Raw genomic sequence first — 15,705 nt, 5'->3', positions numbered from 1 at the left:
TGCCACAGTGATAGATACCCCTTATTTGCTCGGCCAATTCAACATCGCTACATTAACCATCCTTTTGAGTTCTTCTTGAGTGGCGCCATTGACCGCTTGCACTGACATCCCTTGATGTAGAGTAGCTAAATATTTAGATAAATCAACGGCATTTACGTCAGGCGATAAATCACCTTCCAGTTGTGCCAACTCAAATCGCTCAGTCAACAAGCCCTCATAATGTTTTCTATACTGAATAAGCTGTTCTTTGATGATCTGTGCGCCTTCACCGCATGAAAGGGCGCCTTGCACGATCATGCATCCCTTGGGATGTGCTTCACTAGTTAGAAACTCTGCGCTACTTAATAAAAACTTTTCTGCGACTTTGCGAGCTGTTGGCTCTTTCATCACCATCCTCACAAATGAAGCTGGACCGGAGACATACTTAGAAAGTGCTTGCCTAAACAATTCTTCCTTATTGCCAAACGCAGCATACAAACTTGGCTTATTCACACCAAGCGTGGAGGTTAACTCGGCCATTGAGGCGCCTTCATAGCCCCTTTCCCAAAACACTTTCAAAGCCTTGTCCAGGATCACCTCGTTATCAAACATTTTGGGGCGACCTCGTGTCTTTTTTAACTCTTCAGTCATCTCAATTTTCTTCACTTAAGTAATTTATACCAATTGTTACAAAAAAATGTTGACAGAGCAAATTTTGTTGCATAGTATTTATGTACCGATTGGTATTTTATATATATACGTAACTGTTAAACCGTAAAGAGGTAGAAAAATGAATGCAGTGAATAAACTTGGGACAGCATTGATCACAGGTGCATCAACTGGGATTGGGGCTGTGTATGCAGACCGACTAGCAAAGCGAGGTTATGACTTGATTTTGGTGGCACGTGATCAAGCAAAGCTGCAAAAAGTAGCAGATGGTATTAAGAGCACATCTGGAAGTCAGGTAGAAATCATGCCGGCCGACCTGACCCTCAAGGCTGATTTATTAAAAGTCGAAACACGCTTACGGGAAGATAGCAGTATTACCCTGCTGGTGAATAACGCAGGTGGTGGTGCGTCTACGACGTTGGTTGAGTCTGATATGGATGCGATGGAGACCATGATTCAATTGAACATCACCGCGCTCACACGACTCTCCGGCGCAGCTGCCAAACGATTTTTTGCTGAAGGCAAAGGTGCCATCATCAATGTTGCCTCAGTGCTTGCCTATATTCCTGAAATGTTCAATGGCGTTTACAACGCAACTAAGTCTTATGTGGTGATGTTTAGCCAATCCATGCAGCATGAACTTGGTGACAAAGGGGTGCGCATTCAGGTGGTATTGCCTGGCGCGACCGATACGCCGTTCCTGGACAAAGTGAATATGCCAGCAAGTCACTTGCCGCCTGAAATGGTGATGAAAACTGATGATCTGGTGGATGCCGCGCTAAGAGGATTTGATTTGGGCGAGGTGATCACTATTCCCTCTTTGCCAAATATTGAGGATTGGCAAGCATTTGAAGCGGCAAGAAAAGCATTGGGGCCGCATTTGTCATTAGCTAAACCAGCGAATCGTTACCTGAGCTAATCACCGCGGGCTAAACATCTATTTGACTGAACAGGAGATATTCGTGAATAAAATTTTAAAATCATTGTTACTTATCGCCACTACCTTATCCATCATAGAGTCAGGCACGGCCTTGGCTGCGGATAAACTGGAGACAGCGGCCACAAAATTTGTAGAGGCCAATGGCATTAAATTCTCTTACCGCACTTTAGGCCCTCAATCAGGTACTCCATTAGTGTTCCTTCAGCACTTCACTGGCAATATGGATGCTTGGGATCCAGCGGTAGTGAATGCCTTGGCCAAGCATCGTCCAGTGGTTGTATTCAATAACAGAGGTGTTGGTGCTACGAATGGAGTGGTTGCCGACAACATCGCACAAATGACCACAGATGCTTATGCGTTTATTCAAGCTCTGGGCTATAAGCAAGTGGATGTGTTGGGGTTTTCGATGGGTGGGTTTGTTGCTCAAGAACTTGCTGCGCAACATCCAGAGCTGGTTCGAAAAGTGATTCTCGCCGGGACTACCCATCAAGGCGGTGGCAATCATCTGATGAAAGTGTTGGGTGAGGCTTTTTCCAGAGCCAATGCACCAGATCCACGCGACTATCTGTTCTTCTCACAAAGTGATGCAGGGAAGCAAGCCGCCGCTGCATTTTTGTCTCGCGTGTATGCCAGAAAAGAAGGGCGTGACCCTGAAAGTGGCAAGGAGATTGCAGATGCACATGGCAAGGCCTTAATTGTATGGACGAGCACACCTGATCCTGAATTCAAAACGTTAAAAGCCATTCAACAACCGGTTTTGGTGGTGACGGGTAGCAATGACACCATGTTACCAACCGAGGGTTCGATTACCTTATATAAGCAGCTTAAAAATGCGCAATTGCTGTTATATCCAGACTCCAATCACGGTTCTATTTTTCAGTACCATGATTCGTTTGTAAACACAGCTGAGTTCTTTCTGAGTCACTAAGAGAACACTGGCCGCAACGAGTCTAGGCGGTGTGGCCAGTTTCCTAATACGCCTAAGTCAAATCAGAGAATGTCATGAACTCAAACATACAGCAGTTAGTGTCAGCAAATAAAGCAATCCCGGCAGCTTGGCGGGTATTCGCAATCGCCAGTATTGCGATTTTTATGTCCTCCCTGGATACGACGATTCTGTATGCTGGGTTCAATAATATTCTCAGTAGCTTTCCGGACTCTACTGCCGCTGATCTATCCTGGGCGATGAGCGGCTACTCTATTGTCTATGCTGCCATGCTGATCCCGGCGGGTGGTATTGCAGATAAATTTGGGCGTAAAAAAATATTCACACTAGGCACCTTGTTATTTATCAGCGCCTCATTTGCATGCGGTGCCGCCCCAAGCGTCTCATGGCTTATTGTCGCCAGAGTTTTTCAATCTATCGGCGCTTGTCTGCTGACCCCCTCTGCATTGGCGCTGGTATTGGAGGCGTTTCCTCGCGAGAGGCGGTCAGTCATCATGGGCGCTTGGGGCGCTGTTGGTGCTTTGGCCGCGGCATTAGGTCCGGGGATTGGTTCCTGGATTATTGATGTAGGTGGCTGGCAGTGGGCGTTTTTTATCAACATCCCGATTGGATTATTCTGCATATGGCAAAGCTTAGCTGTATTGCATGAGTCGGTTCAGCCAAGAGCGCATATGCGGCTTGATCTTGTCGGCATGTTGCAGTTGGTCGTCGGTGTCGGAGCAATTGCGTTTGCGATTGTTGAGATGAAGTCGCCTAGTTGGAATCCCTATGAGTTAACAGCCATTCTGATGTTAGGTTTGGTGTTGCTGGCAAGTTATATTCCATGGGCGAAGTTTTACTCAGAACCATTGTTTGACCTCAGCCTGTTTAAAAACAAAACCTTTTTATTTGCAAACCTGGCAGCCATCACTTTCGGGATTGCGTTTTCCATCATGTTTTTTTCATTCTTTTTTTGGATGAAGAATATATGGCATTTAAGCCAGTCCTTAGCCGGTGCGTCTGTCATGCCAGGGCCACTGATGGTTGTGCCTACCGCATTGGTTGCAGGGAAAATAGCCTCCAAAGTAGGACATCGTCCTTTGCTTATCACAGGCACCATGACCTACGCCCTCAGTGGGCTGTGGTTTTTAATGGTCCCCGATACCACCCCTAATTATCTGGCTACATGGCTACCGGGTTTACTATTAAGCGGCATCTCTGTCGGCTTGGTCATGCCCTCTTTATCCGCTGCCGCCATGTTTGGTTTGCCACAAAAAGACTATGCCGTTGGTTCTGCCATCAATCACGCTGCCCGCCAAATTGGCACGGTGATAGGTGTGTCCATCACCGTGTTATTCCTTGGTAAAGCACTGCTCAAGCCGGGTGACTTTATCCCAACGTACAGCATACATATTGCATTGGCGCTCATTACGGCCATGTTATGTATCCCGATCAATACCCACCCAAAACAACTTGCCAATTTAACTCAATAGGCCTTCAGGGAAATTTATGATGAAACGTATTGTGATTACTGGGATGGGCGCAGTCAGTCCGCTTGGAACAGGCGTTGACTTGGCATGGAAACATTTGTTGGAGGGAAAGTCTGGAATCTCTATGCTCCCTGATGCGTTGGCAGAAGGCAGTCCAGTCAACATCGCCGGTTGGGTTAAACCATCAGAGCTTGATCCGAGCATGGGGCTCAATTTGTCTGAATATCTCGATGCAAAGGAGTTAAGACGCTCTGACAGATTTATTCAATTTGCTCTGATTGCCGCTAACGAGGCCATTCAGCAAGCCCAGTGGCTACCGATGACTGAGATTCAAAAACAACGCACTGCCACGATTGTCGCTTCAGGGGTGGGTGGTTTCCCAGCCATTGCACATGCAGTCCGCACAGGCGAAGCAGTGGGTGTGGGTAAGCTCTCGCCATTTACGATTCCATCATTTTTGGTCAATTTGGCGGCTGCGCAGATAGCACTTAAACACCAATTCCAAGGACCACTCGGTGCTCCGGTTACCGCCTGTGCAGCAGGCGTACAAGCGATTGGCGATGCGGCCAGGATGATTCATGCCAATGAAGCCGATATCGCAATCTGTGGGGGGACAGAAGCTTGTATTGATAAAGTCAGCCTCGGCGGGTTTGCAGCCGCAAAAGCACTGAGTACAAGATACGCTGCAAGCCCTGAGTTAGCCTCAAGACCGTTTGACACGCATCGTGATGGGTTTGTGATGGCAGAGGGGGCTGGTATTTTGGTGATTGAGTCCTATGAACACGCCATGGCGAGAGGTGCAAAACCGCTTGCTGAATTAGTGGGATATGGAACCACTTCTGACGCCTACCATATCACCTCCAGCCCCGAGGAGGGTTCCGGTGCTGCCAGGGCCATGATGATTGCCCTTAATCAAGCACACATATCTCCCGAGGCCGTTGACCATATCAATGCGCATGCCACGTCTACTCCCATGGGAGATGCAAGTGAACTGGCAGCCATCAGAACTGTGTTTGGTCAGCGCCATTCCCAACCTGTGATCAGTGCCACAAAGTCTTCCACTGGACATTTGCTGGGCGCAGCGGGCGGTCTAGAAGCCATTTTTACCATTAAAGCAATTGAGGCGCAGTGTTGCCCACCCACGATCAATTTGTACACGCCAGATGCGCGGGCAACTGGGCTGGCGATTACGAAACAAGCTCCCATTCATCGACATCTTGAATATGCCCTTTCGAATGGGTTTGGGTTTGGCGGGGTTAATGCATCTGTCATTTTTAAACGTTTTAACGGTTGAGCATGATGGATCAAACCTGTGGGGTGATCACTTAAATATCACTTCATTCGCAATGATAAGTACTAATTAATTTGATAAGGGAGAATGAAATGCGTGATGCACCAACAGATCTTAAATTTAACGGAGAGGAATTTTTTGTCACGCTTAAAGACGGGGAAACGGTTCGAGTCATTAAAACAGGGAGTGGAGAACCGCTGCTTTTAATGCATACGATCAGAACGCAAATTGAGTTGTTTAGCGAGATGATTCCATTTTATGCGAGCAAATTTACCGTCTATGCCATTGATTTACCTGGTCACGGTCAATCGTCCATCAATAAGAAAATCAACTACGACGAGCCCTATTTGAGAGCCTCTGTGCTTGATTTAATTGATCAGCTGAATTTGACCAATCTCACCTTAATTGGTGAGTCTATTGGCGCGACATTGTCTCTCACGGTCGCTGCACAAATCCCAGATAAGATTAAGCAGGTGATTGCGGTCAATACATACGATTATGAAACCCGTTACGCAGATGGCATCCGGCGTGGCAACGTTATTGCCAACTTTATGATGTGGAATTACTCAATTCCCATCAATGGGGCGATTTTTGCTGCACTTGAGAATCCATTTTTCTTGAGCCTGGTGATGAATGGCGGCGTCACAAAAATCAAAAAAATCCCAACCTGGTTAATGACAATGTTTGATAAAACAGGACATCGGCCGGGCTACAGTTTTCTTGGCAGGAACATATTAAAAAACTGGCGCAGTTGGGCGCAGGCCACTGATCAATATCATAAGATCAAAAGCCCTGTAATGCTGATATACGGAGAAAATGACTGGTCAAGACAAGCCGAAAGATATTTGACTTGGAAGAAAGTACCAAACGCAAAGCTTGAGACTATCACGGGTTCTGGGCATTTCCTCAGCGTGGATAATCCAGAGGATTTAAAAAAGACCATATCCCAATACTTGGAGGCAAATTAATTAAACCATGTAAAAGTATTTTTCACGTTAAGCCCGACACCACAATCCTTAAGCTACTTTCGGTTCTGGTAATACATTTTCTTAATGTTTGTTTATTGAAATGCGGTTGACCTTTCCATCATGGAAAGCTTTAGACTGGATGAACATTTAACCAAGCAGTTTCCGAGGCCATTAAGTATGTCTGAAAAACAGTTAAGTGATGCTATCCAAGATATCTCCCTTCCTGTCCAAGGCATGACATGTGCTAGCTGTGTCCGCCGTGTTGAAGCAGCGTTAAACAAAGTGCCAGGTGTAAAAAGTGCGTCAGTTAACCTTGTTACTGAGCGTGCAAACATTAAAACATCAGCAGACACTGATCTTTCAGCTTTGATTCAAGCAATTCGTAAGATTTGGTATGAAGTCCCAACATCAAAAATAGAACTAAATGTAATAGGCATGACGTGCGCCTCATGTGTTGGTCGAGTTGAAAAAGCATTGAAATCTGTACCTGGTGTTGCTGAGGCATCAGTCAATTTGGCCACAGAAAGGGCAACCGTTTATGGCTATGTCGAGAAGGCCGATCTGATTTCCGCTATTGTGCGTATTGGTTACGAAGCAAAAGCCATCAATTCTGTCACTCAGTTGCAAGAGGCTGCCTCCAATCAGAAAGAGGTAAAACTTCTTGAGTTGAGAGATGACCTCATTCTCGCTTCAGGATTGACGTTACCGGTTTTTTTGATGGAGATGGGGGCGCACCTGATAACCGCTGTTCATGAATTAATCATGAATACTATAGGGATGCAAAATAGCTGGTACATCCAATTTGCACTAACAACGATAGTATTGGTTTTTCCAGCAAGACGGTTTTACCAAAAGGGAATTCCGGCGCTCCTCAGGTTAACCCCTGATATGAACTCACTCGTCGCCGTGGGCACAGCTGCTGCGTTCGCGTACTCAGTGGTAGCGACCTTTGCTGCAGGGCTACTGCCCAAGGGAGCGGTCAACGTGTACTTCGAGGCGGCTGCAGTTATCGTCGTATTGATCCTATTAGGTCGGTTTTTAGAAGAACGCGCCAAAGGACGTACCTCTGAAGCGATCAAACGCCTCGCAAAAATGCAGGTTAAAGAGGCCCATGTCATGAGAGAGGGGCGTTTGTTAGACATCCCTATCAATGAAGTCCTTCTCAATGATGAACTCGAAGTGCGACCCGGCGAGAGAGTGCCTGTAGATGGTGAAATCACCAATGGTAACAGTTTCGTTGATGAATCCATGATTACGGGTGAACCCATTCCTGTGGAAAAGGTTTTGGGTAGTGCTGTAGTCGGCGGTACCATTAATCAAAAGGGTGTCTTCACGGTGCGTGCTACAGCGGTAGGTAGTCAAACCATGTTGGCACAAATTATACGCTTGGTTGAGCAAGCCCAAGGTTCCAAGCTACCGATACAGGCCGTGGTTGATCAAGTGACGATGTGGTTTGTGCCTGCTGTCATGAGTGTAGCATTACTCACCTTTATTTCCTGGATCATTTTTGGTCCTACACCTGCATTGACTTTTGCACTGGTGAACGCAGTCGCAGTGTTGATCATTGCATGCCCATGTGCCATGGGATTGGCGACACCCACTTCTATTTTGGTTGGCACTGGGCGCGGGGCTGAGCTAGGTATTTTGTTCAGAAAAGGCGAAGCGCTGCAATTGCTTAAAGATGTCAAAGTCGTTGCCTTGGATAAAACGGGCACACTTACGGAAGGGCGCCCCGTTCTGACCGATTTGGAAATTGCGGAAACATTGGACCGTAACCAGTTACTAGCAAAAATAGGTGCCGTGGAGTCTAAATCCGAACACCCGATAGCGCGGGCAATTGTCACTGCTGCGACTGAGGATGGCCAGTCACTACCGGATTTAATTGAATTTGAAGCGGTGACCGGCATGGGTGTGAGAGCCAAGGTTGCGGGTTCACTCGTCGAAGTCGGGGCCGATCGGTTTATGCGTCAGCTGGGGCTTGATGTCAGTATTTTTGCGGAGGCAGCAGAACGATTGGGCAAAGAAGCGAAGTCTCCATTATATGCCGCGATTGATGGCCAGCTGGCGGGTATTATTGCCGTTGCTGACCCCATTAAAACTTCGACACCGGGCGCGGTTGCAGCGCTTCACCAGCTTGGCCTCAAAGTGGCGATGATTACTGGTGATAATGCCAAAACCGCACACGCAATCGCCCAGCAGCTTGGGATTGATATAGTGATTGCCGAGGTGATGCCAGAAGGTAAAGTAGCAGCCATCCGGCGTTTAAAAGCGACGTATGGGCAGGTTGCATTTGTCGGAGACGGTATTAATGATGCGCCGGCACTGGCAGAGGCGGATGTCGGCTTGGCAATCGGCACAGGTACGGATGTAGCCATAGAGTCTGGAGATGTCGTTCTGATGTCTGGTAATTTGCTAGGGGTGCCGAATGCGATTGCCCTATCCAAAGCAACGATAGGCAATATTCATCAAAACCTGTTTTGGGCATTTGCCTACAACACCGCCTTGATTCCGGTTGCTGCTGGCGCACTTTACCCTGTATGGGGACTGTTGCTTTCACCCATCTTTGCAGCGGGTGCGATGGCCTTGTCCAGTATATTTGTTTTAGGGAATGCCTTGCGCTTACGTACATTCATTCCGCCCATGATCGAATCGTCAACACATTGACTTAAATCGCTTTACCTTGCCATTATTGGAAGCTTTATTCTAATGATGACGACCAATCATTGCCGAAGGAGTGGATGATGAAATTTCATATTGAGAATATGACTTGTGGTGGATGTGCAAGAGGTGTCACAAGTGCCATTAAAGCCGTTGATCCGGCAGCAAGCATTGCAGCCGACCCTCCAACCAGAACAGTCAATGTTGAAACCATGGTTGCAAGAGACGAGATCGTTTCCGCTTTGATAAATGCAGGTTTTTCACCTGCGAGTGAATAATTCACTCTGCCTGCTGAGCTAGATCAGCAGGCTTTTTTACCTATTATTTGGACATAAGCAATGAGTCTATTTAACATCGGGCAAGCTGCCAGGGCGTCTGGCATATCGACCAAAATGATCCGGCATTACGAAAGTGTTGGCTTGTTGCCTGCGGCATCAAGAACCTTTTCTGGATATCGTCAATATTCTGAAAAAGATATCCATACGCTAAGCTTTATTAGACACTCCCGTGATTTAGGTTTTTCTATCAAGCAAATTGAGGAATTATTAAGCCTATGGCAAGATCCGCTTCGGCCAAGTAGTAAAGTGAAAGAATTGGCAAACGCCCATGTTGAAGCCTTAAACCAAAAGATTCAAAGCCTGGTGTCGATTAAGTCGGAGCTAGAAAAGCTTGTTCATTGTTGCCATGGAGATGATCGCCCAGAATGTCCGATCCTGGAGCAACTTGCGCTAAATCAAGAAATCCACCCATAGGGTATTTCCGTCACAAGAAATTTAAGTATGTCACTGAATCATTTTTAATTTAGGGTTATCATAAGCTCATCGTGAGAAAGCTAATTAAGATTTTCACTATTTGGCTCATTGCAATCATTCTACCGGTGCAGGGATTTGCAGCGGTCAGCATGGTCAATTGTGAGAAGCCACAAAGCCAGCACATCCATGAAAGTGTCAGTGGGCATAGCCATGAACACCACGAGGGGGCTGCAGATAGTCATGCTCACAAACATCCAGATGATACTAAACACGCTTGTAACCATTGTTCCAAATGTTCAGTCTGTTGCTCAGGCTTCGCCTTTGCGGCTTCGAGTGATTATCTCAAGCATCATTTGATCGTTGCAGGTACGGCAATCGGTTTTATCGTCCCAGATTTCACGAGTCATATATCCACCGGTCCTGAGCGACCTCCGCGCTTTACCCTCATTTAGTACATTGGCTAAAGTCCTATCAGGTCTTTGGCTAGCACATTTATGCTTTTGCATGCTCGCGGCAGGCGAAAGAATGTATTTCCAATGGATATTGGGAATTCTAAATGAGAGGTTTATATGAAATTTACTACCCTAGAGAGCGTCAGGCTTGCCTCTTTCTATCAATACTTATTCTTTATTGCGATGACATTAGGATTGGGTATTGGTGCATCATTTGCGGAAGAAAGCTCTGCGCCATACCAGTCCACCTTTGATGATTACAAGCCGACAAATAATGACCATCAAACAGATTGGAAATCGCTAGATTCTTCGATTGCAGACCAAGGCCATCAAATGCCGGGGATGCAGCACTCCTCGGATCAACCAATGCATCATGAAGCGATGGGACATCGTATGTCTCATGGCGATAAGCATGCTTTACATGACTCAAAGTCTCAGATGCCACCCATGGATCAGGGCAATATGAAAGGCATGGACCATAACAGCATGCCGGTGATGGACCATAGCAAAATGCATGACATGAATAATCAGGCTGAGGACATGGGCCACAGCATGGCAAGCATGGATCACAAATCATCTTCATCTGAAATGTCGGCACACACTCACGACCATGGAATGATGAACCATGCAGGAAGTGAAGGTGAAAAGGCTGTATCCATAACCCATGAGCATGGAAATTCGGAGGGTGTGCTTGCGGAAGATGATCACTCAAGCCATATCCATGAGGCTTCAGAAGCCCTTAAATCAGAAATGCCCTCAGAACACACCGGTTTCCAAATTATTCCAAATTTGCATCCGGCAGTCGTACATTTTCCAATTGCGTTGACGATGGTGGCATTTATTTTAGGCCTAGCTGCTCGGTTGCGCCGCCAATCTGCATCATCCACTTCATTGGCCGCCACAGGATATTACGTATTGATACTAGCTGCTGTGAGTGCTGTGACTGCTGTTGGTTTTGGTTGGCTGGCATTCAACTCAACCATGAATCACGATGATGCCGGCCATGCTGCCATGTTGTTGCATCGAGCCTGGGCAATCCCTACTGCTGTTGGATTAGTGCTCGTTGCAATCTGGAATTCGTCGAAATCCCGTCAGGACAGCCCGATGTCAATGCCAGTATTAGTTTGCCTGGCAGGACTATCCATGGCTGTCGCGATAACGGCATGGCTGGGTGGCGAAGTGGTCTATCGCCATGGCATTGGTGTTCTATCTTTGCCTGCATCTGGTGGCCATCATCATGCGGGACACCACCATGGTGAAGCAAGTGAATCAGCAATACCGGCTCAGGACAGTCATTCAGATCATCAACATGCATCCTCTGGAGGAGATTCACATGAGCACTAATATTGGAAATCTCAGAGCACGCAGCGCCATTCTTGTTGCTGTAAGCCTGTTATTAGGTGGGTGCGCGTCCTTCTCCAAAGATGGCGGCATGAATGAGGTACAAAAACAAACTCAACCCCACCTGAAGCAAGCGTATGAATGGGCTAAGACAGAAGCGTCTACAAAGTCCCTGCAGGACAAGACTCAGGCATTACTTGCACAACCCTTGGATGTAGAGGGCGCAGTACAGGTGGCGCTTTATAACAATAAAGGCCTACAAGCTTCATTCTACGAGCTGGGCATCTCAGAAGCTGATCTTGTACAGGCAGGCCGATTGCCTAATCCACGTTTCTCTATGCTTTATGCGCGTGATGGTGGTGAGTATAAGATCGAGCAGGCATTCACGTTCAACGTCTTCTCATTGATCACCATGCCTAAAGCGGTAGAAGTTGAAAAAAGACGTTTTGCCCAGACACAAGCATCTACCGCCATTGAGGTCCTAAAACTCGCCTATCAGACACGTACCGCTTATTTTAATGCGGTTGCCGCTACGGAATTGGCTAGATATAGCGCACAAGTGAAAGAGTCTGCAGAAGCCAGTGCTGAGTTGGCTAAACGACTGCATGAAACCGGCAACTGGAATCGCTTGGAGCAGTCACGTGAGCAAAGCTTCTATGCCGATGCCGCACTTGAATATGCTAATGCAAAGAATGCTGAAGTTAGGGCATATGAGGCTTTGGCCAGGCAATTAGGTGTGAAAGCGTCACAACTCACAATCCAACCTCGGTTACCTGATCTGCCTAAGTCTCTTTCAGCGTTACAGGCCTTTGAACAAAATGCCTATGAACAACGATTGGACCTGCTGGTTAAGCGCTCTGAAATGGATGCTTTGGCTAAGCAGCTAGGACTCACCAAAACCACACGATTCATCAATGTGATTGAGTTAGGCCCGGCACGAGTATTGGAGGGCAGAAGAAGTGAGCCTTATAAGAAAGGTATCGATATCGCTTTCGAGATACCGTTGTTTGACTGGGGCCAGGCCAAGGTGCCACGGGCGGAGTCAATTTACATGCAGTCGGTACAGGAAACTGCTCAGTTGGTGACCAATGCGCAATCTGAGATACGAGAACGGTATAACACCTATCGCACCAAACATGATGTCACTCGTCACATTCGCGATGAGATTGTGCCATTACGCAAACGCATATTGTACGAGGATCAACTGCGCTATAACGGCATGCTCACAAGCCCATTTGAATTATTTGGCGATGCCAGAGCGCAAGTACAAAGCGTAAAAGGCTATATCGAATCATTACGCGACTTTTGGTTAGCTGATGCAGAATTGCAAGCTACTTTAGTCGCCAGTCCTCGTTTGATGGAAGGTCAATAAGATGACAACAATGGATAGAAGAAACTTTTTTAAATATGCTGGTTTAGGCATGGCTGGCGTTGCCGTTAGTGCTGTTAGCAAGGTTGCATTAGCTGCTATTCCGGAAATCATCACCTCTGAGGTGGTAAACACACAAGAGCCGCTTTATCCTGGTACAGGGCGCCCGTATCAACCGGTAGTTACTTTGAATGGCTGGAGCCTTCCTTGGAAGATGAACAATGGTGTCAAGGAGTTTCACCTTGTTGCAGAACCTGTGGTGAGAGAAATTGCGCCAGGCATGAAAGCAAATCTTTGGGGCTACAACGGGCAAAGTCCTGGGCCGACAATTGAGGTGGTTGAGGGAGATCGCGTGCGTATTTTTGTGACCAATCGCCTGCCTGAAAAAACCAGTGTGCATTGGCATGGCCAGCGTTTGCCTAATGGCATGGATGGGGTGAGTGGTCTCACTCAACCTGCGATTGAGCCCGGTAAAACCTTTGTATATGAATTTCAGGCCAAGCGGCCGGGCACTTTTATGTATCATCCCCACGCGGACGAAATGTTGCAAATGGCTATGGGCATGATGGGCAGCTGGATCACGCACCCCAAGAACCCAAAATTCATGCCGGTGGACCGTGATTTTGTGTTTTTGCTAAATGCCTACGACATTGAGCCGGGCAGTTTTACGCCCAAGGTAAATACTATGCTCGATTTCAACTTATGGACCTGGAACAGCCGGGCGTTCCCAGGCATAGACCCGATTGTCGTGCGTAAAGATGACCGCGTGCGCATCCGCGTCGGCAATCTCACCATGACCAATCACCCTATCCATCTGCATGGTCACGAGTTTGAAGTCACCGGTACCGACGGCGGTTGGGTGCCAAAAACGGCACGCTGGCCGGAAGTGACTACCGACATAGCCGTTGGTCAAATGCGTGCAATTGAATTTGTGGCTAATGAGCCTGGTGATTGGGCATTCCATTGTCATAAGAGTCATCACACCATGAATGCCATGGGCCACGACTTTCCAACCATGATAGGCGTCAAGCAAAGTGACCTCATGAAGAAAATCACCAATCTCGTGCCCGATTACATGCCTATGGGGGAGACGGGGATGTCTGAAATGAACGAAATGATGGAGATGCCCTTGCCGAAAAACACATTGCCCATGATGATGGGTAATGGACAATACGGCTCATTGGAAATGGGCGGCATGTTTACCACTGTCAAGGTCCGGGAGGGGCTTGCGAAGAATGATTATCAAAATCCTGGCGACTACAAGCACCCAAGTGGCTCGGTTGCACATGCAATCGAGGTGGATACAACTAAGATCCAGCGTCAGAATTCTCATTTTGAAAGTGAAGCAGAGGTTAATGTAAGAAAGCCAACTAACCATTCTGGTCACTAATAGATGACCTACTCCAATGCATTAATAAAAACGGGATGCACTCTGCTAACTTTCAACTTAAGTTGCATATGGCTTGAATTAGGGCTTTACAAGACTTTTTCTAAGTCTTTGATTTATATTGATGTTAAGTTTTGAGTTAAATTGCAGACGACACAAACAGTGTAGATGCTCAACGATCATGCACATGCGTTTGACTTCGTCAGTCACACGCATGTTGGCCTAAAAAAGGGTTGCGAGGATCGTAACCCTTTTTTCATTGAGGGGTTCTCATCTCACGCATGTATTGATTTCGTGCAAAATCAGACCCCTGTGTCATTCTGGCTGGGGCAGTTACGCTGCGAATACCAATCCCTGAGTTATCTCTCAAGTTAATTTCAAAAAAGCTGCTGAATCTTGACTCGAATAACTAACGACAGAACGTTGGATGTGTCTGGATGAAGATGGTGACAAAATCTGGCATGTGCACTGTTTATAGTAAGCATTTCAATACTCCATCGAAATGAATATGAACAAGTGTATAACTATCCAGAAACAAAGCGTGTCCGCATGAAGCGCATTCAGTACCATCAATATGGCGGGGCAAGTATGATGCGCCTGGAGGAGTTTGAAGTGGAAGCTCCCGGCAAGGGCCAGCTACTTGTGAAGGTGAAATATGCTGCAATCAACCCCATCGACTGGAAGTTACGCAATGGCACGATGAAAATCCTGACCGGAAACACCTTCCCTCGGGCAATGGGTTTGGACTTCTCGGGGACGGTGATTTCAACTGGTAGAGGGGTGACACGCTTTGCTCCAGGCGACCATGTGTTTGGCATGGCACGACTGAAACAGGCCGGCGCGTTCGGCGAGATGCTAGTCACCAATGAGTCCTTTGTGACACACAAACCGGATACAGTCTCGTTTGAGGATGCAGCCTGTTTGGCGACGCCTGGCATTATGGCTTGGAGAGGGTTAGTGGAGAAATCCCGCCTGAGGGCTGGTCAACATGTATTTGTGAACGGTTGTGCCGGGGCTGTTGGGATAGCAACGATTCAGATCGCGCAGATGCTGGGGGCCATCGTCTCTGGCAGCTGCCGCCGTGAAGACATGGAAAAAATGCAAAAAATGGGATTAGCCCATGTGTACGACTATCGAAAAGTGGATTTGCATGCCCTGACGCAAAAGTTCGATATTGTCTACGATACCTCAACAACCATTTCCGCAAGCACAGGGATGAAGCTGCTCAAGAAAAATGGTGTATTTCTTGACCTTGACCCGAAACCAATGAAATTCCTGCGGGCGATTTTCTCGAAAAACTATCAGGTGCTGATAGGCAGTCCGAGCGAGTATACTTTGGGCAAGGTCGCAAAAGCGGCGGAACTCGGAAAGCTCCAATTACCGATTGGCAGAATCGTATCGCTCATCGATGGTGTAAATCTGATGAGTGAAATTGAGGGTGGACTCAAAATAGGGGGCAAAGGTGTTATCGCCATGGAGTAACA

13 protein-coding genes are annotated in these 15,705 nt (G+C 47.2%); 12 read left to right on the top strand and 1 reads right to left on the bottom strand.

Annotated features, from left to right (window positions below; genetic code table 11):
• Positions 1–21: 21 nt before the first annotated feature.
• Positions 22–630: a TetR/AcrR family transcriptional regulator gene (locus tag GOC95_RS05235; RefSeq protein ID WP_275356174.1), complete on the bottom strand. Its 609-nt coding sequence runs from the start codon at positions 628–630 to the stop codon at positions 22–24.
• Positions 631–769: 139 nt separating this feature from the next.
• Between GOC95_RS05235 and GOC95_RS05230 the strand changes: the two genes are divergently transcribed.
• From GOC95_RS05230 to GOC95_RS05175, 12 genes are all read left to right on the top strand, one after another.
• Positions 770–1,567, top strand: a complete 798-nt coding sequence (locus GOC95_RS05230; protein ID WP_275356173.1) for an SDR family oxidoreductase — start codon at positions 770–772, stop codon at positions 1,565–1,567.
• Between the two features lie 43 nt (positions 1,568–1,610).
• The gene (locus GOC95_RS05225) at positions 1,611–2,516 is read left to right on the top strand and encodes an alpha/beta hydrolase (RefSeq protein ID WP_275356172.1); all 906 of its coding nucleotides are present in this window, start codon (positions 1,611–1,613) and stop codon (positions 2,514–2,516) included.
• Between the two features lie 74 nt (positions 2,517–2,590).
• On the top strand, positions 2,591–4,006 hold the full coding sequence (locus tag GOC95_RS05220; protein WP_275356171.1) for a DHA2 family efflux MFS transporter permease subunit: 1,416 nt from the start codon (positions 2,591–2,593) through the stop codon (positions 4,004–4,006).
• Positions 4,007–4,022: 16 nt separating this feature from the next.
• Positions 4,023–5,297, top strand: coding sequence for a beta-ketoacyl-ACP synthase II (gene fabF, locus GOC95_RS05215; RefSeq protein ID WP_275356170.1), 1,275 nt, complete (start codon positions 4,023–4,025; stop codon positions 5,295–5,297).
• Positions 5,298–5,386: 89 nt separating this feature from the next.
• Positions 5,387–6,262, top strand: a complete 876-nt coding sequence (locus GOC95_RS05210; protein WP_275356169.1) for an alpha/beta hydrolase — start codon at positions 5,387–5,389, stop codon at positions 6,260–6,262.
• A 177-nt stretch (positions 6,263–6,439) separates the two neighbouring features.
• A complete protein-coding gene (locus GOC95_RS05205; protein WP_275356168.1) occupies positions 6,440–8,926 on the top strand; it encodes a heavy metal translocating P-type ATPase in 2,487 nt (828 codons plus the stop codon).
• A gap of 77 nt (positions 8,927–9,003) precedes the next feature.
• The gene (locus GOC95_RS05200) at positions 9,004–9,198 is read left to right on the top strand and encodes a heavy-metal-associated domain-containing protein (RefSeq protein ID WP_343223966.1); all 195 of its coding nucleotides are present in this window, start codon (positions 9,004–9,006) and stop codon (positions 9,196–9,198) included.
• A 60-nt stretch (positions 9,199–9,258) separates the two neighbouring features.
• Entirely contained in the window at positions 9,259–9,672 is a 414-nt protein-coding gene (cueR, locus tag GOC95_RS05195; RefSeq protein WP_275356166.1) for a Cu(I)-responsive transcriptional regulator, read from the top strand.
• 569 nt (positions 9,673–10,241) lie between these two features.
• Positions 10,242–11,468: a DUF2231 domain-containing protein gene (locus GOC95_RS05190; RefSeq protein WP_275356165.1), complete on the top strand. Its 1,227-nt coding sequence runs from the start codon at positions 10,242–10,244 to the stop codon at positions 11,466–11,468.
• Complete coding sequence (locus GOC95_RS05185; RefSeq protein WP_275356164.1) at positions 11,458–12,837, top strand: TolC family protein; 1,380 nt, start codon at positions 11,458–11,460, stop codon at positions 12,835–12,837. Before GOC95_RS05190 ends, GOC95_RS05185 begins: the two co-directional genes overlap by 11 nt.
• A 1-nt stretch (position 12,838) precedes the next feature.
• Complete coding sequence (locus tag GOC95_RS05180; RefSeq protein WP_275356163.1) at positions 12,839–14,224, top strand: copper oxidase; 1,386 nt, start codon at positions 12,839–12,841, stop codon at positions 14,222–14,224.
• 546 nt (positions 14,225–14,770) lie between these two features.
• Entirely contained in the window at positions 14,771–15,703 is a 933-nt protein-coding gene (locus GOC95_RS05175) for an NAD(P)-dependent alcohol dehydrogenase (RefSeq protein WP_194748555.1), read from the top strand.
• Positions 15,704–15,705: the final 2 nt, after the last annotated feature.

Source organism: Methylophilus sp. YYY-1 (genome assembly GCF_029132825.1).
GTDB classification, from domain to species: Bacteria; Pseudomonadota; Gammaproteobacteria; order Burkholderiales; family Methylophilaceae; genus Methylophilus; species Methylophilus glucosoxydans.
The sequence above is the reverse complement of the archived record's forward strand: the minus strand, read 5'-3'. Positions and strand labels throughout refer to the sequence as shown.